The sequence below is a fragment of the Liquorilactobacillus mali genome (assembly GCF_001437155.1).
In the GTDB taxonomy this organism is placed as follows: domain Bacteria; phylum Bacillota; class Bacilli; order Lactobacillales; family Lactobacillaceae; genus Liquorilactobacillus; species Liquorilactobacillus mali_A.
The window spans coordinates 83993-103379 of the sequence record NZ_JQAR01000006.1 but is presented as its reverse complement, the minus strand read 5'-3'; the positions used below and the strand labels follow the sequence as shown (position 1 = coordinate 103379).

Below are 19387 nucleotides of genomic sequence, written 5' to 3'. Positions count from 1 at the left end.
GCGCCGATAGTAGTTGGGGGATCGCCCCCTGCGAGGATAGGTCGTTGCCGTGCAAATGAAAAGGACACTGATATTAAAAATACCAGTGTCCTTTTTGTATAAAAAAACTATTTCTTAAAGTATAATGCATAATAGGGATACAAGAATGGGAGTTTTGATAAGAATGAAAACGCGTAGGGAACTAAAAAGTGAAGTAAAAGAAACTTTTAAAGGTCATTGGAATCAAGCAATTAAATTAGCAATTATACCTGTCATATTTCAAATTATTACGACAATTTTTGCTTTTACTGTTGTGATAGTTCTAAGTATATTAATTGCAAAATATAGCGATAGTATTGCGAAAGGGTTATCTACAACCGGTACAACTGGTAATTTTGACCATAATAATCTTCTTGGTAATAGTGTTGGAGGAATTATATCATCGATGCTTTTAACAGGTATAGGATTTACTTTTTTAGATTGGCTAAGGACAAAAAATGCTGATTTTAGTGCACTTAAAGGTGCTTTTAGTGTATTTACTAAGAGGAACTTTCTAGGGGTTCTTGTATTGTACATTTTAATCAATATTTTCATATTTTTCTGGTCATTGTTATTTATTATTCCAGGTATCGTAAAATCATTTGCTTATTCTCAAACATATTTTGTGTACAAGGATATGTCACAGGCAGAAAATGCTGATGACTTTAATTTTCTAGACTATATTACGAAAAGTAGGGAATTGATGAATGGTCATAAATTTGAATTTTTTGTCCTTAAGTTAAGTTTTATTGGATGGGATATATTAGCAATATTGACTCTAGGAATAGGATATATCTGGTTAACACCCTATAAATTAGCAACATATGCTGCTTATTATAATAGTTTAGCAGAAGGCAGCGATATTCCAAATAATCAACAAGATAAAAACACTGATGATAAGAGATCTGTTATAGTTGAATATTAATTAAAATTAGATTGATAGAACTGTTTATTTCACATTAACTGATAGTTGAATTGTTACCTAAATAAAAGAATATGCGATAAATCGTAAATTTGAGTAGTAGCGTGCAATTATAAATATAGCGAATCATATGCTATAAGTATTTGATTAGAGCGTAGAGCTTTAGAGCTTTGACTTATGAAATGCATTTATAATAAAGGAGCTGGGTCAAAAAGTAACTTTTGACCCAGCTCCTTTACTATAGTTCCCTAATCATTATAGAATGGACGATATGCGGCTATTTAACAAATAAAATAAGATGTTTTAGAATTTATATTAGACAGAAATTTTATGGCTTTAAACGGCCTTCTATTGGCTGTGGTGATAGTCTATTCAGCCTAGTTATAAGTAAGATACATTAAACATAATCAACTTGCTTATGTTACATACGAAAATTGGCATAAAAAAAGGCGCTGTGGTTAAACAGCTGCCGATTTTTTTATGATACATAATTAGTTCATGTGAATTGCAAAAGATGGTTGGAAATACTGGAAACTCTTAACACTAACAGTTTGACCAGTTGATGGAGCAGCAACATAACTTGTACCGCCTATATAAATACCTACATGCCATGATGAACCTTGGGAACCCCAGAACAACAAATCTCCAGCTTTAGCTTGGCTGACAGGAACAGCTGTGCCAATCGTTGATTGTGCTTGTGAAGTACGAGGCAATGAGACACCAAAGTGAGCATATACATACTGAACGAATCCAGAGCAATCAAAACCGCTTAATGATGTACCACCATATACGTAAGGAATTTTGAGACTAGCTAAATAAGTTGCATATGAAACAACTGATGATGTAGATACCGCTGCTGATGTTGAAGCAGTTGACGTTGTTGATGAAGTTGTACTACTTGCTGTTGTGCTTGCTGTTGTGCTAGCAGCAGAACTAGCAGTTGAAGAGCTAACACGTGGTGTAGCCGCAACAGAACTAGTAGTCGAAGCAGAACTTGAGTTAGCTGCACTAGCAGTTGTTGCTGCACTTGAAGTAGTTGCTGCTGTTGTTGAACTAGAAGCAGCAGTGCTTGCAGTTGAAGCAGTTGCTGTTGTCGAACTAGAAGCAGCAGTTGAAGCAGAACTAGAACTTGCAGAAGAATCGCTCGATTCAGTTGCAGTAGTTGTGGTTGATGGTGTCTTCGTAGGATCGTTAATTGTTAAAGTCTGTCCTGGTAAAATAGCCGATCCCAATGTATTAGAAGAACGTAAGGAAGCTACAGTAACACCATAAGCTTGAGCGATAGTATAAAGTGAGTCACCGGACTTAACAGTATATGTAACATGATTTGCGGAAACAGTGACAGAAGGTGTAGTTGTAGCTGTGCTCTTTGTAGTCGTTGTTGTTGTAGTAGAACTTTCTGTAGTTGTTGTACTACTTTCATTATTCGTATCTGAAGAACTTGTATCTGCAGAGCCATCAACCTTTAAAGTTTGTCCAGGTTTAATCAGTGTTTCAGTTGATGCTAAACCATTCAATGAACGTAAACTATCAACGGTCGTACCATACTTCTGAGCAATTGCCCATAATGAATCCCCCTTAGCAACTGAAACAGTAGAAGTTGCTGATGAAGAAGTAGAGCTTGAATCTGCTGTATCTGAAGTACTATCACTATCAGGGATAGTTAATGTTTGACTTTCAATGATTAAATGACTATTTTCGTTAATGTTATTCAAAGTTTCAATAGATTTAATGGAAACCCCATATTTTTGTGAGAGATCCCAAACAGTATCGTTCTTATTTACCTTGACGGTTGTTGAGGCACTTGCATTCGTTGTAGAAGCAAGAAATAAACCCGCCGCACCAACAGTGCTTGCTAATAATGTCTTTGTTGTACGTTTCAAATTAATTCACTCCTACTTTTATTTTTTATTTTGTAACCAATAACCTGATTGTAGTCTATCTTTATTGCATAACAGTACAAAAAATATTACATTTTAAGCCTATATGTAATAAAATACAAATTTTAATTGAAATGACGGGCTTTTTGAACATAAATTTTTTTTTGAAGAAAGAATATCTAGTTTGGAATGCTGATATAAAGGGATTTTTAGAAAATTATAGGGATTTTTTTTCTTAAGAATATTACAAAAATGTTACAACCGTCTTAAGAAGAGTATTTTAATGTATTTGTTGGCAATTATTACTTTTTTCAAGTGTTGTAATAGAGTTCAAACCCTATTATTACAAATATGTTAAATTTACAATTTTCAATTAAAATATAAATTCATCTTTGTTTGAAAAAAACGTTTAGTGTATCAAAAACAACATAGAAAGTAAATTAATTATTTGGTAATTATTTGTTACTAATAGCATTGACATCTTGCTTAACTTTGTCTATATTCGATTATTAGAGCATACTTTAAAATTAATTAGAAAGAAGTGAAGGATTATGGCGAATGTTTACAATTTTTCTGCTGGACCTGCTGTTATGCCAAGAGAAGTTTTAGAACAGGTTCAAAAGGAGTTGCTTTCGTATAAAAATAGTGGGATGAGTGTTATGGAGATTAGTCATCGTTCCTCACTTTTTGCTGATATTCAAAAGAATGCTGAAACCAATCTGCGTGCATTAATGAATATTCCAGACGAATATGATGTATTGTTTTTGCAGGGTGGAGCGACACTGCAGTTTACAATGGCACCATTGAATCTAGCTATTAATAAAAGAAAAATAGGTTTTGTCGATACTGGACATTGGTCACAAAGAGCGATTGAGGAAGCACGGTTGATTGATGGCATAAGTGTTAATAAAATTGCTAGTGGAGAAGATTCGAATTACACGAAACTTCCGAAAATAGATGACTCTTTACAAGAAAATGTGGATTATATCCATGTTACGCTAAATAACACAATCGAAGGAACAGCATTTCGAACAGTTTCTAATATAAAAGGAAAGCCCATAGTAGGGGACATGTCTTCAAACATCTTAGGACAAAGATACAATGTGAGAGACTTTGGAATGATATATGCAGGCGCTCAAAAGAATATCGGGCCTGCAGGATTGACTGTAGTAATTATTCGTCATGATTTAGTAGAAAAAGCACCTGAGCTTCCTGCAATGCTAAGTTATAAGAAACTTGTTGCCAAGCATTCAACTTTAAATACTCCGCCTGTTTTTGCAATTTATTGTGCAGGCTTAGTCTTTGAATGGCTGCTTGCACAAGGTGGTGTCGATGCAATGGAGAAAAGAAATAGAGAAAAGGCTCAGTTGTTGTATGACTACCTTGATGCTTCTTCCTTATTCCAATCACCGGTTGATGTTGAAAGTCGGTCGCTAACTAACATACCTTTTGTAACTGGTAATGCAGAATTAGATAATCAATTTATTGAATTAGCAAATGCTAATAATTTGGTTGGATTGAAGGGCCACCGTCTTGTGGGTGGTATGAGGGCTAGTTTATACAATGCATTTCCAATAGAGGGTGTTAAGAAATTAATAACAGTAATGGAAAAATTTGAATTAGAACATAAGCATAAGGAAGTGGGATGAAATGTTGGATATTAAGACCTATAATATGATTGCTTCAGAGGGAATTGCTGAATTTCCTACTGACATGTATACAATCAATGAAACTGATAAGCCGAATGCGCTCCTAATCAGGAGTCAGGACATGCATAAAACGAGATTTGGGACTAGTGTGCTTGCAATAGCGAGGGCTGGTGCTGGGGTTAATAATATCCCACTTGCGGAGGCTAACTCAAATGGAACGGTCGTTTTTAATACGCCTGGTTCAAATGCTAATGCGGTTAAGGAACTAATTGTTGCGATGTTGATTCTGGCAACGCGACCAATTTTTTCATCCGTTCAATGGGCTAAAAAATTAAATGGAGCAGATGTTAGTCTTCAGACGGAAAAAGGAAAGAATCATTTTGCAGGAACAGAGTTGCAGGGCAAGACAATTGGAATAATTGGACTTGGTTCGGTTGGTTCTAGGGTGGCACGAGCGACAGCAGATCTGGGAATGCATGTAATTGGATATGACCCATATATTAGCGTGGAGCATGCTTGGCGTTTATCAAACGATATACCACGTGCAAAAGATTTAAGTGAGCTGTTGCAGCAAAGTGACTATGTTACTATTCATATTCCATACACGGAAGAGAACAAGGATTTAATCACTGCAAAGGAATTGGCAGTGATGAAGGATGGGGCAACCTTATTAAATTATTCGCGTTGGGGAATAGTTAATGAGAGAGCGATTATCGATGCTTTAGAAAGTCATAAAATTGCACAGTATATCACAGATTTCAGTTCCGAGAAGGTCATTAATCATGAGCATACTATTGTTACTCCGCATATTGGGGGAACAACACTTGAGGCAGAGGTAAATGGTGCAATAATGGCAGCACAAACTCTAAGAAAATATCTTGAAACAGGTAATATTATCAATTCCGTGAATTTCCCAGCAGTGGAGATGCCTTTTGATTCAAGTTTCCGAATTACTCTGATTCATCAAAACGTTCCGAATATGGTTGGTAGAATCACAACAATTCTTGCTAGATATGATATTAACATTGATAACATGATTAATCGTAGTCGTGAACAGATTGCTTATACAATGATTGATACAGATAATATTTCTGAGAAAACATTCAGTGAATTAAAGAAGGAATTAAATGAGATTCCTGAAGTAATTAGGGTAAGAGAGATTAGAAAGAATAGATAAGTTAGAACTTGTTCACAATTTTTCCTAATGATAAAAATCAAATAAGGGTTTCAACAAAACAGTTGTTTTGTTGAAACCCTTATTTATAATGGATGAACTCTTAATTTAATTCTTGAATGAAAATTTGCTAACTTGCAGCTGATGGCGTATCAAGGCTGAACCGTAAATAAGTGCCTCAATCATTGTAATAAAGAATGTAACCGGCCAATTTGTTATATATGAAAAGTACAGACCTGCCCAAATTCCAACGAGCGAAAAAATAGTTGATAGAAAAATCATCTTCCAAAGTGATGCTGTATAGAATTTTGCGGAAGAAGCAGGGATCGTCAATAAAACAAATATTAATAAAGAACCAATAATTTGCGAAGTTACACTGATTGTGAGAGCCAACAAGCCCAAGAAAACGATAGAAGTCAGTAAGTTAAGATGTTGATTGTACTGGGAACCTGTCACGTCGAAAGAATTATAAGCCAATTGTCTAAATAACAAAGCTATAACTATCAAAATCAACAGACTCAATGCTACCAGTGAATAAAGGTTACCAATGTTAATCCCAACAATACTCCCAAATAAGATATTAGTTGCGTAACTGGATTGCTTACTTGAGAGAGAAAGAAATAGAATACCCAAGCCGATAAAAATCCCTGAGAAGAGACTAATTGAAGTTTCACGTCTGCTAAGTCGATCGCCCGAAATACCGATGAACAGAGCACTTGCCATTGTGAAGATAATCATACCAAGCAGTGGACTGATACCTAGAAAAATTCCGAAAGCAGCACCTGAAAACCCGATCTCAGAGAGCGTATGCGTGAAGAAGGAAGTTTGGCGTGCAACGACAAAAGTCCCCATCACTCCACAGATTAAGGAGATAAAAATTCCTGCAATAAAAGCATAGCGCATAAAATCAAATTGCAGCATTATTCTTTACGCTCCTTTCTGATGAGTTCTGCTTGCAGATGGGATAAGTGGAGTTCATAATCTGCATATTTTTCTATTAGTTCAGGATCGTGCGTAATGAATAAAACTGTAATGTCTTGTTCTGCTAATAGAGAGCGAATTAAAGTAAGCAGTTCATTCTTTGTACTTGTATCAAGACTTGCAGTTGACTCATCCAATATTAATAAATTAGGTTCAGCACACAAAGCTTGTGCTAAAAATGCACGCTGTTTCTCTCCGCCTGAAGCTGCTCCCAATGGATAATTCTCAATTGTGGCAAGATGTGTTTTTTTGATAATATCTTGCAACAGCTTTTTCTCAGACTTTGTGTGCCACAATAAATTAGACTGGCGAAGTCCAAGCCCAACAAAATCATGGATACTTAAAGGAAATTCATCATCAATGTTACGCAGCTGAGGCACATATTGTGTCTTAGCACGAGTGGTATTAATAATGATCCGATCGTCTTTTGTCTTGAAACTCTGCAGAATATGTTTCACCAAAGTTGTTTTACCAACTCCATTTTCACCGGTCATACAGGTTAATTTATTGGCAGGAATGGTAAAACTTAGATTTTTAAATAGTTGTTTTCCTGGAACCTGGATATCCAGATTCCTGACTTCCATCATTGAATTCATACTATATTAACTCTCGCTTTTTTGAATATTTAGAACTTGTTGATATTGGCCTTTCATCCAATTAAAGTAGTCTTTGTTCTTTGGAAGAGTCTCTGTAACACTGACTACAGGAACGTCATACTTCTTACATAATGCCACTAGATTCTTTACGACCTTATCACTTGCTTGTGTATTCTGAACAAAGAATGCGATCTTATGATTTTTAATATCATTTTGCATGTTCTTAATATCACTAGGTGATGGATCTGTTCCCTTTTCAACAGAGTTAGAAAAATGTACATTATTAACTTTGTATCCCATATCTTGTAACGCGTAATCAAAGACTGGTTCGCTAACATCAACAAGTTTGTTATCACTGTTCTTTTTGATTTGGCTAATCATCGTGTTTAACTTAGAAAGACTTTTTGTATATTTTTTAGCGTTCTTCAAATATTCTTCTTTGTTTTTAGAATCGATTTTACCAAAACGTTTTGCCAGGTATTCGGCAACAGCAGGCATTGTTTTACTATTATACCAAAGATGTTCGTTATCTCCATCTTTTTTATTCATAATATCCTCACCGACTGCAATCTTCTTAGCACCAGATAATTTCTTTGCCCAAGAATCATAACCAATACCATTATAAAGTAGTATGTCGCTATTAGAAACAGTCTTGGCTGTCTTTGTAGTTGGTTCAAAATCATGTGGATCAATATTTGGATTGTTAATGATGGATGTAACTGAACCATGATCTCCAAGGACCGCTTTTGCAACTTCGCCATAAAAGTCAGTTGTAGCAACAACCGAAATTCCTTTCGATTTTTTTTGAGTATTTGCCGAACATCCGGCAAGAATTAAAATTAAAGATAAAAGCAAGAAAAGATAGTTCTTTTTCTTCATAATCGATATCCCCCAGTTTATTATGTAATTTTTTAATAGTAATAATTACAATTTAGAATGTTATCTAATTAAGATACAGCTGTCAAGGTTGTTTAGCACCATAACAGTAAACATTACTATTATCTAAAAATAAAAAAGCATATATACTGGGGAAGAAGGCTTCTGAATTACCATTTAAATTTTATTATAAATTTCCGTTCCATTCGTCAAGAAATTCTTCCAGAAAATTTACCATAAATTCTTGTCGCCCTTCGGCAATCTCTCTTGCGGTAGTGGTGTTCATCATTTCTTTTAAGTTAAGTAGCTTTTCATAAAAGTGATTGATAATTGTTTCCTTTGAGAGATTACGATAGTCAATTTTATTTTTTAATATTCTAGGTTTGATCGTAGGATCATATATTATCTGTGAATGTTTCCCTCCATAATATATGGCACGCAGCGTGCCAATGGCTCCAATCGCATCTAGTCGGTCTGCATCTTGCACTATTTTTCCAGAAATCGATAATACAGGGGGCTTCGGTTTTAAAGAGGAGCTGAATGATAGATTTTTTGTAATGTACATTATTTCAGAGATTTCATCATCTGAAAAGTCACTATCTTTTAAAAAAGCGATAGTTTTAACATTCTGCGTAGCAGGATCTCTTACCAATTTGTCATCAGCTACATCGTGAAGATAGGCAGCAGAAATTGCTATTAAGGAATTTCCAGGTTCACTTTTAAGTATTTTTTTTGTCATATTAACCACGCGTAAAATGTGGTCAAAACCGTGTCCCGTTTTATCAGAACCCATCTGTTCTTGGGAAAAACTGTGAACTTTCGCAATTTTACCAGATAAATCCATAACTAAATTACCTCCCTTTCAATCTCAGTAATGATTATAGCAAATAATTCAGAGAGTACCTCAAATATAAATATATTTTTAAATAGGAAGATAAAGTATGCTGAACGTTCATTAGTTGTGACATAAAAAATTAAGAGCAATAGAAGAAGTCAGAAAATGGTGTACAGAGCATTTTTCTTTTTTTTAATTTTTTTACATGGTAGAATTCCTAACAAGGAGCTATTACTCGAATCCAAATTAAATGCTCGATCCGAGTGTTCTGGTAACTCCTGAACTTTAGAAAGGTGTGACCTATATAACGTAAAGTACAGAAGGGAGGTAGCTGTTTTCAATATGGAAACAGCGAATTATATGAAGGTATTAATAGCATTAGAGAATGTTGTGATGGATGGCGTTAAGAGAGCCGCAACGGTTTTAGGTAATACTTTGAGTGAAGAGATGGATGTTGCATTTTACTCGCTAAGTAAGGGAGAACCGTATTATGAGCTGAAGGCTCCCATGATAACAGCTAAGCGTCCGGTATCCAGTGGAGTCTTGAACTTTTTTGGAGAGAATCCGTATGATGAGTATGCCGACCAGATTGCTGATCTGTGTGAGTATATAGATGAAGAAGATTATGGATGTGTGATTTTGCCCGCCGGATTGCTTACGAGTTTTGCACCATTTATTAAAGAAAATACACCAAATGTGAACGTGATTGCGTGGATGCATAACAACTTTAACACCTACGTAACTCAGTACTATGCGGGGATGCTTAAGGAATTCAGGCAAGGGTTAGAGTCAGCTGATACTGTAGTTGTTTTAACGGATTCTGATTATGAGAATTACCGTCAGTTTAATCAGCAGACAGTTAAAATCTACAATCCGCTTACCCTAGTCCCAGAGAAGAAGGCCAATCTGAATAGTCACGTTATTGCATTTACTGGTAGAATTGCGATTCAGCATAAAGGTATCGATTTATTACTGGAAGTTGCTAAGTCACTCAAAGATGACTGGAAGATTGCAATTGCAGGTAAGGGAACACCTGAGGATATGGCGGTATTTAAAGATTTAATCAGAGAATTCGATGTTGCTGATAAAATCATCTATCGTGGTGCTCTTAAGGACCATGAGCTTCAGAAACATTATGAAGAAGCTTCAATTTTTGTTTCAACTTCAAGATGGGAAGGAATGCCGCTCGTTATGGGTGAAGCAATGGGCTTTGGTTTACCGATTGTGGCAATGGAAAATACAGGGTCAGCAGAGTACCTTCGTGAGAATCGTTATGGTATTATGACTAAGCCGCAAGATGTTGATGATATGGTCCGAGTCTTAGATAAGATGACAACTAGTCGTTTTCTGAGACGATATTATTCCGAGCGGTCCCTTGAACGAATTAAGCACTTTGCACCAAAGGCGGTAGCAGATCGATGGATACCTGTAATTGCTGAGGCAAAGAGGGAACTAGTATAAAATATTTAAATTGAAAAGAGAGTAGCAGAAGTGAAAACGAACGAGTTCAATAATTTAAGCCAATAAAAAAGTTGAGACCAGAAAAATCGGTCCCAACTTTTTTATTACCTTAAAAATAAATCATCTTAGAAATAGTTGATAGGCGTTACGACAATCCTCCGAGTTATTATTCATATAAACAACACCAGAATAAGCGAACCCAATTTTTTTGATTAGATGGCGCATCCGCGTATTTTTTTCATGAGTATCAATTCTAATCTGATTGAAACCAAGTGAACAAGAGATCGAAATTAAATGATGTATGAATGTTTCCGCCAAGTGCTGTCCATGAAAATGAGCGGAAACTGCAATTCGATGGATAGTAGTATAGTGTGTATTTTCGGTGTTGAGCCATTTACCAGCAGTAATTTTTTGATAATTGTTGTCGGGTTCCTGCAAAAGAGCAGCAAAGCCGGCTACTTCTTGATCTACGATCAGTACGTAGCTTATTTCTTTAGCAATATCATCTAACAATGTTTCTTTGCTGGGATAACCATTTTGCCATTGTGGAATGCCTTCAGAAGCAAGCAACTGTTGTGCTTCCTTTACAATGACAAGCATCTTTGAGATATCATCTTGGGTTGCTAAGCGAATATAAGTTAGAGCCAAATTTCCACTTCCTTTTTTAGAATGAAGCAATTGCATCTGTAAGTAATTGGATAAATTCTTGCCGCTTAATTGCGGTTAATACATGAACATTTTGAGGGAGGTTTAGTAAGTTGAACCGGTCAACAACAGTTTCACCGCGTGTCAACGTTCCAGCTACTTCAACATCGACGTTGTAATCTGTTCCCTCAAAGTATTCAGGGTGTTGGAGCCAAGCAATTGTGCAAGGATCATGAAGAGGGATCCCTTTGAAGCCCAGTTTGTCTTGTCCATAATAAATACCATAGAAGTCCAGTTGACCAACTACGCTGCGTGCAACTTCGTTATGGATTCTGCGAATATTTTCCACTTCGCTTGGGTAAATTTGTGCTTGATGAGTTAAATTTAACCCAGCCATAACAAGAGGGATTCCTGAATTTATAACAATTTTTGCGGATTCAGGATCAACGGCAATGTTGAATTCAGAGCTGGGTGTGTAATTTCCAGTATTCATAGCGCCTCCCATGAATACAATCTGTTCAATTTTTGTTTTTAATTGCGGATAAATTTGCAAAAAGAGGGCGATATTAGTCATTGGACCAGTTACAACTAAAGTAACTGGGTCTATAGAAGAGCCAAGAGTTTCTGCAATTAGTTGAATTGCGGGAATGTTTACCGGCGCAAAATCAGGTTCTGGTAATATTGCACCATCAAGTCCAGTTTTACCATGAACATTTTCTGCAATTATCAAGTCTTGCATTAGCGGTTTTTTATTACCACCGGCAACAGGAATATCACTCTGTTTTAGTAAAGTTAACATGCGCATTGCATTATTAAGCGTTTTATCGGGAGTCTGGTTTCCAGCTGACGTCGTTACTGCTAAAATATCAAGTTCAGGAGCTGCAACTGCCATGACAAGCGCCAAAGCATCGTCGTGTCCCGGATCACAATCGATAATAATCTTCTTCATAAAAAATCCTCCTCTAAAACAACCATGTAAAATGTATTGTATACAATTATATCTTGGAATAACACCCTTTTTTTAAAATGAATGAAAAAATAAGTTAATAATCATTTTTATAATATTTTAATAACGAATCCAATCATAGATCTGCAAACAAAGATTAAAAATAATATGGAAACGAAATGATAGCAAAATTTAAATAAATAGGCTAAACTTATTTCAGTATTTGAAAGGAGAATTATTCAAATGGGAAAGAAAAATTTTGATTTAAAAGATGCCCTTGTAATTGGTGGGGTAGCGGGAATTGTATCAGGATTTGTTAAATTAGGGTGGGAAAATTTGTTGCCACCTAGGACACCAGAAAGAGACGCAACTAATCCACCACAAACTTTTATGCAGCAATTGGGCATTCCAAAGTCTGTTACACATGCTACTTATACCTACTCAGGTCATGAGATGCCATGGGCGAGTTTCATTATTCATTTTGGCTTTTCAGCAACTTTTGGAATGGTTTATAGTGTCGCTGGCCATTATGTGCCGGTAATTAAAGCAGGACAAGGGACCTTATTTGGCTTGGGTGTTTGGGCTGCAACACATGTTGGATTAATGCCAGCAATGGGAACAGTTCCTGCTGCAAAGGACCAACCTATGGAGGAACATGTATCTGAGGTACTGGGACATATGGCATGGATGTGGGTCAATCATATAGTAATTGAAGAATTGAGTAGTCAAAAACAGAAATAAAAATTGATATTAATCTGGGACTAAAAGAGAGAACTAAGTCGTTGAAGTTAGACGGGGAATCTTGATTTGTGGAACATGTTTATCCAGAATCATAAAAGTACTAGCTTAAAATTCAACTTTTGACTCAACTTGAGTCTCGTAAATAAAGGGGGAAATCCTATTAGTGGAAAAGAATAAATGGCAAACGAAATGGCCTGAAAGAATTAGTTATGGATTGAGTGATGGCGCAGATAATCTTGTTTTTCAGGTAATGACAACATATCTTCTTTACTTTTATACGGATGTATATGGTTTAAATTCAGGAGCAGTAGCAGTTTTATTTATCGTCGCGCGAATTGCTGATGTAATTGGAAGCATCATTGTAGGTATTATGATTGATAATACACGTTCGAGATTTGGGAAAAGCAGGCCTTTCTTTTTGTGGTATGCTGTTCCTTATGTTGCCTTTGCAATTTTAACATTTGCAACACCAAACTTTTCTGAACACGGTAAATTGATTTGGGCATATGTCACTTATTTAGGCTTAGGCTTTTTTTACACGACAGTTAATTCACCAATAACATCGGTATTACCGACGATGACACAGAATCCAAGGGAAATAACCCTGCTGGGGGTTATTCGTCAATTTGGAGGAAGCACTGGACAAATCATTGTTTCTGTGTTCACAGTCCCTCTTGTAGCACTTTTTGGAAGCGGAAACGAAAGAATAGGATTTTTATGGACGATTATTTTATTTGGAATTATTTCATTGATCCTGATTTTAAATACTTTCTTCCAAATTCGAGAGCGATTCACGGTTAAGGAGATTGCCCACCAGCCATTATCAAAAGTGGTGGGGATGCTAAAGAAAAACACTCCATGGATTGTCCTATCTGTGGTTATATTACTTTTTTGGTTAGTTACAGGTATCAAGAATCAGACGACAATTTATTATTTTAAATATGTGTGGAATAATGCTGACTTAGTTCCATGGGCAAGCAGTTTTACTTTTTCATCGCTGATTGGCGTAATCTTATTAATAAGATTAACTATTAAACATGATAAGAAAAAGGTAATGACTCTAGGTATGATTACTGCGTTGATTGGACAATTTATTTTAGCTGGTGGTGTATACTTAAGTAATTTGATTATTATTTTTGGCGGTATTCTCATTAACTCTATTGGTAATGGAATTATTGTTGGGCTGGTCTCAATTATGATTGCAGATACGATTCGTTATGGGGTAGTGCTGGGAATACAAGCAGAAGGTGTGCTCTCGTCTGCAAATATATTAGGCGTTAATTTAGGTCTAGGTTTGAGCGGCCTAATTACTGCCGGCTTGTTTGATGTTGCTGGTTATGTGCCAAATGCTAAGCAGAACTTGGCAACTTTAAAGATGATAAATATGAATTATGTCTGGATACCACTCATTATCTATATTTTAATGATTGTTGTTTTACATTTTTACAACGAGAGCAAGTTGCAAGCAGAGATTAATTCTGATAATTAAGAGTACTTAAAATGAGTAGCAGATGGGGTCAGGTCAAAATTTAACTTTTGATCTGGCTCTTCTATTTTGTGTCAGATAAATATCTTTTCTAAACTCCAATTCCCTGTCTAACCTCAAAATGTTCATAATTTTGTGTCAGTATTCAAATGCAATCGACTTATGCACACTCTCATTTTCATGGAGAAACAACATAAGCTGGATAATTGCCAATAGTTTTTTTCTATGTTACTTTGTAAATAACATGTTGTGCTTTAAAAAAATACAGGAGGTAATCTCATATGAAATACGGAGTTACTGCAGCGACAGGTAAATTTGGTAGGAAGGCAGTCGAATATTTGACTGAATTGGTTAATAAGGAAGATATTGTGGCATTTGCCCGCAATACAAAGAAGGCTGAAAAAGTTCTACCCTCTGGAGTTGAAATTCGTCAGGCAGACTACACTGATGAAAAAGGCCTAGAAGAAGCATTTACAGGTATCAGCAGACTGCTCTTTATCTCATCGATTCCAGGCAAAAATTACCCGCGTGACAAGCAGCATTTGAACGTTGTACAAGCAGCACAAAATGCAGGAGTAAACTTTGTTGCATATACAAGCTTTCCCCATGCAGATCGGGCTAAGAGTCCTTTAGCGGCAGATCATAAAATTACGGAAAAAGCATTGACTGACAGTGGATTAAGACATGCTTTCTTAAGGAACAACTGGTATTTGGAGAATGAAACTGATCTTATAAAGGGAGCTTTTGCTGGTCATCCTTTTCAATATTCAGCTGGTGATGGGCGTGTTGGATGGGCGCTTGAACGAGAATATGCGGAAGCAGCGGCAAAAGTCTTGGTAACAGAAATTCCGAAGACAGTGTATGAATTTGCTGGTAATTCACTTTCTTTTGCCGATCTTGCCAAAACGATTGCTAGTATTTCTAAGAGACAGTTCAAAGTCGAGTCCCTGTCTGATGATGAGTATCGAATTGAATTGAATAGGGCTGGATTAGGGAAAACTGCTGATGTTGTCTTAATGATTCAAAATTTGATTAAAGATGGTGAACTTACAGAAACTGATCGAGATTTGGCCGATGTCCTAGGTAGGGAACCAACCGCATTAAAGGAAGCTTTGTTAGAGATATAATGTTTTTTAATTTCCTAGCATGAGAGAGAGGGATAATATGAAGTATTCTCATAAATTAAGTGATGCTGTGCATATCATGGCATATATTGAGATATGCAAAGGACAAACTTTGTCAAGTAGTGAAATTGCTAAAAGCATTAACTCTAACCCGAGTCTTGTGAGAAGATTGATGATGTATCTGACTCGTGGTGGGCTTTTGGTAACACAAAAAGGAGTAGCACAGCCAATTTTAGCGAGAGACAGCATTGAAATCTCCTTATTCGATATCTATAGCGCAATCACGGATGAACATAACTTGCTTCATGTGGATGATAAGACTAATCCAAATTGCCTTGTCGGTGGGAATATTCAGAGCGTCTTAGAGGTTGAATATTCTAAGATACAGAATGCAGCAGAATCAGAAATGAAGAAAATTTCATTAAAAAGTATTATAGATGGAATTTTGGTGAGAAATGATTACATGACAACCTGTTCTGGTAACCCCAAATATCAGCACCTAAGTTTTTCAAATCATTAGTATTGAGTCTGATGGGCTTTAGGTACTGTTAGCTCAACTTCATTTGGGTGGTAAAATTAAGATACCTGATTCAATTTGAGTGCTTACAGCACAAACTTTTCTGGGGAGATTATGATGTTAGTCATATCAATTTATACAGTACTTTTATCATAGTTGCTGACAGTAGTTGTTGAAAAATTAATTCATAATATGTTCAAAATTTAAAAAGGACCTAGTGAAAATCGTTTCTAGATTTTCACTAGGTCCTTTTTCTAATTTCAATAACTTATGATACAAACACAGCTTTTAGTTTCGTAATTGATATAAAAGGTGTTTGATTTTAGCTGCTTTTTGTTAACTGGTATTAAGGCCCAAATAAATGGTCAATAACTCGATGAAGTTTTTTCGACTATTATCTCCACACGTCGGTTATTGGAACGACCGACGGCAGTTGAATTTGTGTCTTTAGGCTTGTTCTCACCATAAGCCTGAATTGATATGTTGCCCTCATTGAAAACCTTATTACTTACGAAAAAGTCCATCACAGATATTGCACGTGCAGAGCTAAGTTCCCAATTAGATTTATAAATAGCAGTTGATTTTAAAGGCTGGTTATCGGTATAGCCGGCGATGATAATAGGGTTAGTATTAACTGCCTTAAGGGGGTTAAATAATGAAGTTAATAGGTTCTGCGTGCTCTCTGATAGAGTTGCACTACCAGAGTCAAACAAGATGCTGCTATTTATAACTATGTGCAAATCATTGCTTTTTATGTAGACTGATACGCTGTTGGTTAAACCAGCATTCTGAAGATTTACGGTCAATTGTTGTCGAATAGCCTCTAGCTGATTATCCGCTGACTGTTGAGAGCTAATTGACGATGAATTATCAAGTGAAGAAGCAGAACTTATAGCGGAGTTTAAGGCAGAACCTTGGGACTTGTTTTTTTTGCCTACACTCACAATAGAATCTGTTGACTGATGTGTTGACAGCAATGTGCCAAATTCGGATTTGAATTCTTGGAATTTTTTAGTATCAACTTTAGCCATCGCAAATAAAACAATGAACAATGCTAATAAGAGTGTCAGCATATCAGAATATGGTAATAACCAACCTTCGTCGATGTGTTCTTCATTCTTCTTTCGTTTTTTCATCTGCAGAATCCTTTTTATTGTTTGATTTCTTTTCACTAGTGAGACTATACAGCTTTTTTTCAATACTACTTGCTGAAGCACCGGATTGAATGGCGATGACTCCTTCAAGAACCAAAGTGAGATGTTCAATCTCTTTTTCAGATTTAACAAGTAGTCTTGAATTGAAGGGTATTAAAATCACATATCCGAAAAAAATACCATATAAAGTTGCAACAAACGCCGAGGAAATGGAGGTTCCCAAAGCATTTACATTGTTAAGGTTACCTAGTGCACCAATCAGCCCAATTACTGCACCCATAACTCCAAGCGTTGGAGAAGTGGTTCCCGCGGTTTTGAAGATTCCCGCACTTTTTCTGTGGCGCTCATCCATACCTTCAATTTCATTTTCCATTATTTCTCTAATTTGTTTTTCTTCTAGACCATCAATAACCATTTCAAGTCCTCGCTCTAGAAAAGGATCATCTAATCCCTCTCTTTGTGACTCCAAGGCAAGAAGACCATCACGACGAGCAATATTGGATAAATCGACTATTTCGGAGATGAGTTTTTGATTGTCGAATTTCTTCGTCTTTATTAAAATAAGCAACATCTTAGGAACCTTCTTCAATTCACTAGATGGGTAACTATTTATAACAGCAGCTATGATGCCTACAAAAATAACAATCATGGCCTCCGGATTTAACAGGACAGCTATGCTTGCTCCTTTTAAAACCATACCCACTGTTATTGCGATAAAGCCAAGTATAATACCGATTAGTAGAAAAAAATCCATTGAGAGTGTGCCTCCTGATTAATAGTAGAATCGAGTCTACTGTTTATATCGGTTAAGAAATAAAAAATTTAACACGGACATAAGTGGCTTATAAAATACCCGAATTGCACAATTTACTTTAACGAAAATTAAAATAAATAAAAAAGAATAAGATTGAGCTCATAATTACATAATTAATAATATGATAATTTTTTATTATGTAGATATATTATATTATTCATTTTTTTGAATAATAAGCAAAAACAAGTCGCTAACAATGCTTAAGGTTACAATAACTGAGAGCAGTAAAAGGCTGAGATTATATTGCTAACCGACGACATAAAATGTATAATTTTGTTATTAAATAAGCACAAAATATTTAAAATTATTTACAAATTGCTTACGAATTATTTACAAAACTATTAAAAAAACATTAAGAAAGCTGAAGTGATGTTCGATGGATATTTCAAATATATTAAAAAATTCACTAGATGCATCTGCTCTTAGATCCGAAACTATATCGTCCAATATTGCAAATGTAAATACGAGTAATTATAAGGCAAAACGAGTAGAATTTGAGAACCAACTGGCAACGGCTTTAAATCTGACTACAACCAAGGAGAACCACATAGGTGCAAACTCGACTAGTCAGGCCCAAGTAACAACTGACAACACAACTTCAGTTAATGAGAATGGAAACAATGTTGATTTGGATGTAGAAATGGTTAATCAATCAACGAACGAACTCTATTACAGCTCGATAGTATCTCAGCTGAATGGGCGTTATCAAATGCTTAATTATGTACTTAATAACTAGTTTAAATTCAGGGGGTGGCATGAATGAGTGTATTTAATGGGTTAGAGATAAATGCTAGCGGATTAGCATTGGAACGATTAAAACTCGATACAATCTCGACTAATATTGCAAATGTGAATACAACACATACTGCAGAAGGTGGAGCATACAAGAGCAAAACTGTACAGTTTGGTGAGAGTTTGAAAAACGCTCAAGCGGCTGGGGAATCCAACACGGGAGTTGGTTCACAAATGAGTTATGGTGTGAAAGTTACAGGAATATCCCAAGACAATACGGATAAGGTGGAATATGATCCCACAAATGCGGATGCAGATCAAAATGGATATGTGCATATGTCTAATGTAAATTTGTCGGATCAGATGGTTAATATGATTCAGACTATGAGAACCTATGAGGCCAATACCTCTGCTGCAGAGTCCAATAAGGATATTCTGAAAAAAGCGCTAGAGATATCGAAGAGTTAGGAGAAATAAAATGGCAGGAATTAGTGGGGTAAGCAATTTAAACAATTATAGCGATTCTGTCCAAAAAATGACGGGATTAACTAGTCAAGTAAGTAAGCTAGATGGTGATTCACAAAGTGGAAAGTCATTTAGTGATTATTTGACTACAGCGCTGTCGTCTGTTAGTCAAAATATGTCTAATATGGATCAAAGTTCGGCCAGTATGGTTTCTGGAAACAACAGTAATTTAGGGGATGTAATGATAAAGATGACAGAAGCACAACTTTCCTTAGAGACAGCTGTCCAAGTTCGTAATAAGTGTATTGATGCATACAATGACATAGCAAATATGCAATTCTAATTTTGAGGGCAGTATCAGTATTATGCAG

Annotated in this window: 20 protein-coding genes; 11 read left to right on the top strand and 9 right to left on the bottom strand. The window is 35.9% G+C overall.

Translation table 11 applies throughout. The annotated features are described in order from the left end of the window. Positions 1-163: 163 nt before the first annotated feature. Complete coding sequence (locus IV36_RS04640; RefSeq protein WP_056991019.1) at positions 164-943, top strand: DUF975 family protein; 780 nt, start codon at positions 164-166, stop codon at positions 941-943. Between the two features lie 488 nt (positions 944-1431). On the opposite strand, the gene IV36_RS04635 is transcribed toward IV36_RS04640, so the two are convergent. Next, a complete protein-coding gene (locus IV36_RS04635; protein ID WP_056991018.1) occupies positions 1432-2823 on the bottom strand; it encodes a C40 family peptidase in 1392 nt (463 codons plus the stop codon). Positions 2824-3371: 548 nt separating this feature from the next. On the opposite strand from IV36_RS04635, the gene serC reads away from it, so the two are divergent. Then, positions 3372-4469, top strand: coding sequence for a 3-phosphoserine/phosphohydroxythreonine transaminase (gene serC, locus IV36_RS04630; RefSeq protein ID WP_056991017.1), 1098 nt, complete (start codon positions 3372-3374; stop codon positions 4467-4469). Between the two features lies 1 nt (position 4470). After that, entirely contained in the window at positions 4471-5646 is a 1176-nt protein-coding gene (locus IV36_RS04625; protein ID WP_056991016.1) for a phosphoglycerate dehydrogenase, read from the top strand. Positions 5647-5751: 105 nt separating this feature from the next. Here IV36_RS04625 and IV36_RS04620 read toward each other — a convergent pair whose 3' ends face one another. The 4 genes from IV36_RS04620 to IV36_RS04605 all read right to left on the bottom strand — a co-directional run bounded on the left by IV36_RS04620 (position 5752) and on the right by IV36_RS04605 (position 8940). Then, complete coding sequence (locus IV36_RS04620; protein ID WP_056991015.1) at positions 5752-6564, bottom strand: metal ABC transporter permease; 813 nt, start codon at positions 6562-6564, stop codon at positions 5752-5754. Then, a complete protein-coding gene (locus IV36_RS04615; protein WP_056991014.1) occupies positions 6564-7220 on the bottom strand; it encodes a metal ABC transporter ATP-binding protein in 657 nt (218 codons plus the stop codon). The genes IV36_RS04620 and IV36_RS04615 overlap by 1 nt, the downstream gene beginning before the upstream one ends. 6 nt (positions 7221-7226) lie before the next feature. Further along, entirely contained in the window at positions 7227-8099 is an 873-nt protein-coding gene (locus tag IV36_RS04610; protein WP_056991013.1) for a metal ABC transporter solute-binding protein, read from the bottom strand. 184 nt (positions 8100-8283) lie between these two features. Beyond that, the gene (locus IV36_RS04605; RefSeq protein WP_056991012.1) at positions 8284-8940 is read right to left on the bottom strand and encodes an HD domain-containing protein; all 657 of its coding nucleotides are present in this window, start codon (positions 8938-8940) and stop codon (positions 8284-8286) included. A 351-nt stretch (positions 8941-9291) separates the two neighbouring features. Between IV36_RS04605 and IV36_RS04600 the strand changes: the two genes are divergently transcribed. Next, complete coding sequence (locus IV36_RS04600; RefSeq protein WP_056991027.1) at positions 9292-10392, top strand: glycosyltransferase; 1101 nt, start codon at positions 9292-9294, stop codon at positions 10390-10392. 120 nt (positions 10393-10512) lie between these two features. Here IV36_RS04600 and IV36_RS04595 read toward each other — a convergent pair whose 3' ends face one another. After that, complete coding sequence (locus tag IV36_RS04595; protein ID WP_056991011.1) at positions 10513-11040, bottom strand: GNAT family N-acetyltransferase; 528 nt, start codon at positions 11038-11040, stop codon at positions 10513-10515. Between the two features lie 16 nt (positions 11041-11056). Continuing rightward, positions 11057-11986 carry a pyrimidine-specific ribonucleoside hydrolase RihA gene (gene rihA, locus IV36_RS04590; RefSeq protein WP_056991010.1) on the bottom strand — a complete coding sequence of 310 codons (930 nt, stop codon included), beginning with the start codon at positions 11984-11986 and terminating at the stop codon, positions 11057-11059. A gap of 240 nt (positions 11987-12226) precedes the next feature. Here rihA and IV36_RS04585 point away from each other — a divergent pair, with 240 nt between their 5' ends. From IV36_RS04585 to IV36_RS04570, 4 genes are all read left to right on the top strand, one after another. After that, on the top strand, positions 12227-12724 hold the full coding sequence (locus IV36_RS04585; RefSeq protein ID WP_056991009.1) for a DUF1440 domain-containing protein: 498 nt from the start codon (positions 12227-12229) through the stop codon (positions 12722-12724). 163 nt (positions 12725-12887) lie between these two features. After that, positions 12888-14213, top strand: a complete 1326-nt coding sequence (locus IV36_RS04580; protein WP_056991008.1) for an MFS transporter — start codon at positions 12888-12890, stop codon at positions 14211-14213. A gap of 278 nt (positions 14214-14491) precedes the next feature. Beyond that, positions 14492-15337: an SDR family oxidoreductase gene (locus tag IV36_RS04575; RefSeq protein WP_056991007.1), complete on the top strand. Its 846-nt coding sequence runs from the start codon at positions 14492-14494 to the stop codon at positions 15335-15337. 37 nt (positions 15338-15374) lie between these two features. Next, on the top strand, positions 15375-15854 hold the full coding sequence (locus IV36_RS04570) for an Rrf2 family transcriptional regulator (RefSeq protein ID WP_056991006.1): 480 nt from the start codon (positions 15375-15377) through the stop codon (positions 15852-15854). Between the two features lie 362 nt (positions 15855-16216). Here IV36_RS04570 and IV36_RS04565 read toward each other — a convergent pair whose 3' ends face one another. Together IV36_RS04565 and motA are read right to left on the bottom strand one after the other, a co-directional pair. After that, positions 16217-16987, bottom strand: a complete 771-nt coding sequence (locus tag IV36_RS04565) for a flagellar motor protein MotB (RefSeq protein WP_056991005.1) — start codon at positions 16985-16987, stop codon at positions 16217-16219. Further along, positions 16965-17759 carry a flagellar motor stator protein MotA gene (gene motA, locus IV36_RS04560; RefSeq protein WP_056991004.1) on the bottom strand — a complete coding sequence of 265 codons (795 nt, stop codon included), beginning with the start codon at positions 17757-17759 and terminating at the stop codon, positions 16965-16967. Before motA ends, IV36_RS04565 begins: the two co-directional genes overlap by 23 nt. A gap of 436 nt (positions 17760-18195) precedes the next feature. Between motA and flgB the strand changes: the two genes are divergently transcribed. From flgB to fliE, 3 genes are read left to right on the top strand one after another with little or no spacing between them, the layout of a single operon-like run. Next, positions 18196-18555 (top strand): flagellar basal body rod protein FlgB, encoded by a 360-nt coding sequence (gene flgB / locus IV36_RS04555; RefSeq protein WP_056991003.1) that lies wholly within the window; start codon positions 18196-18198, stop codon positions 18553-18555. A 23-nt stretch (positions 18556-18578) separates the two neighbouring features. Then, positions 18579-19019, top strand: a complete 441-nt coding sequence (gene flgC, locus IV36_RS04550) for a flagellar basal body rod protein FlgC (RefSeq protein WP_056991002.1) — start codon at positions 18579-18581, stop codon at positions 19017-19019. 10 nt (positions 19020-19029) lie between these two features. Beyond that, a complete protein-coding gene (gene fliE, locus IV36_RS04545; protein WP_056991001.1) occupies positions 19030-19359 on the top strand; it encodes a flagellar hook-basal body complex protein FliE in 330 nt (109 codons plus the stop codon). Positions 19360-19387: the final 28 nt, after the last annotated feature.

Coding starts and splice junctions, on each gene's coding strand:
- IV36_RS04585 (WP_056991009.1), top strand. CDS start 12,227: ATGGGAAAGAAAAATTTTGATTTAAAAGATGCCCTTGTAATTGGTGGG.
- IV36_RS04625 (WP_056991016.1), top strand. CDS start 4,471: ATGTTGGATATTAAGACCTATAATATGATTGCTTCAGAGGGAATTGCT.
- IV36_RS04605 (WP_056991012.1), bottom strand. CDS start 8,940: ATGGATTTATCTGGTAAAATTGCGAAAGTTCACAGTTTTTCCCAAGAA.
- rihA (WP_056991010.1), bottom strand. CDS start 11,986: ATGAAGAAGATTATTATCGATTGTGATCCGGGACACGACGATGCTTTG.
- IV36_RS04615 (WP_056991014.1), bottom strand. CDS start 7,220: ATGAATTCAATGATGGAAGTCAGGAATCTGGATATCCAGGTTCCAGGA.
- flgB (WP_056991003.1), top strand. CDS start 18,196: ATGGATATTTCAAATATATTAAAAAATTCACTAGATGCATCTGCTCTT.
- IV36_RS04600 (WP_056991027.1), top strand. CDS start 9,292: ATGAAGGTATTAATAGCATTAGAGAATGTTGTGATGGATGGCGTTAAG.
- fliE (WP_056991001.1), top strand. CDS start 19,030: ATGGCAGGAATTAGTGGGGTAAGCAATTTAAACAATTATAGCGATTCT.
- motA (WP_056991004.1), bottom strand. CDS start 17,759: ATGGATTTTTTTCTACTAATCGGTATTATACTTGGCTTTATCGCAATA.
- IV36_RS04565 (WP_056991005.1), bottom strand. CDS start 16,987: ATGAAAAAACGAAAGAAGAATGAAGAACACATCGACGAAGGTTGGTTA.
- IV36_RS04640 (WP_056991019.1), top strand. CDS start 164: ATGAAAACGCGTAGGGAACTAAAAAGTGAAGTAAAAGAAACTTTTAAA.
- IV36_RS04620 (WP_056991015.1), bottom strand. CDS start 6,564: ATGCTGCAATTTGATTTTATGCGCTATGCTTTTATTGCAGGAATTTTT.
- IV36_RS04575 (WP_056991007.1), top strand. CDS start 14,492: ATGAAATACGGAGTTACTGCAGCGACAGGTAAATTTGGTAGGAAGGCA.
- IV36_RS04570 (WP_056991006.1), top strand. CDS start 15,375: ATGAAGTATTCTCATAAATTAAGTGATGCTGTGCATATCATGGCATAT.
- IV36_RS04610 (WP_056991013.1), bottom strand. CDS start 8,099: ATGAAGAAAAAGAACTATCTTTTCTTGCTTTTATCTTTAATTTTAATT.
- serC (WP_056991017.1), top strand. CDS start 3,372: ATGGCGAATGTTTACAATTTTTCTGCTGGACCTGCTGTTATGCCAAGA.
- flgC (WP_056991002.1), top strand. CDS start 18,579: ATGAGTGTATTTAATGGGTTAGAGATAAATGCTAGCGGATTAGCATTG.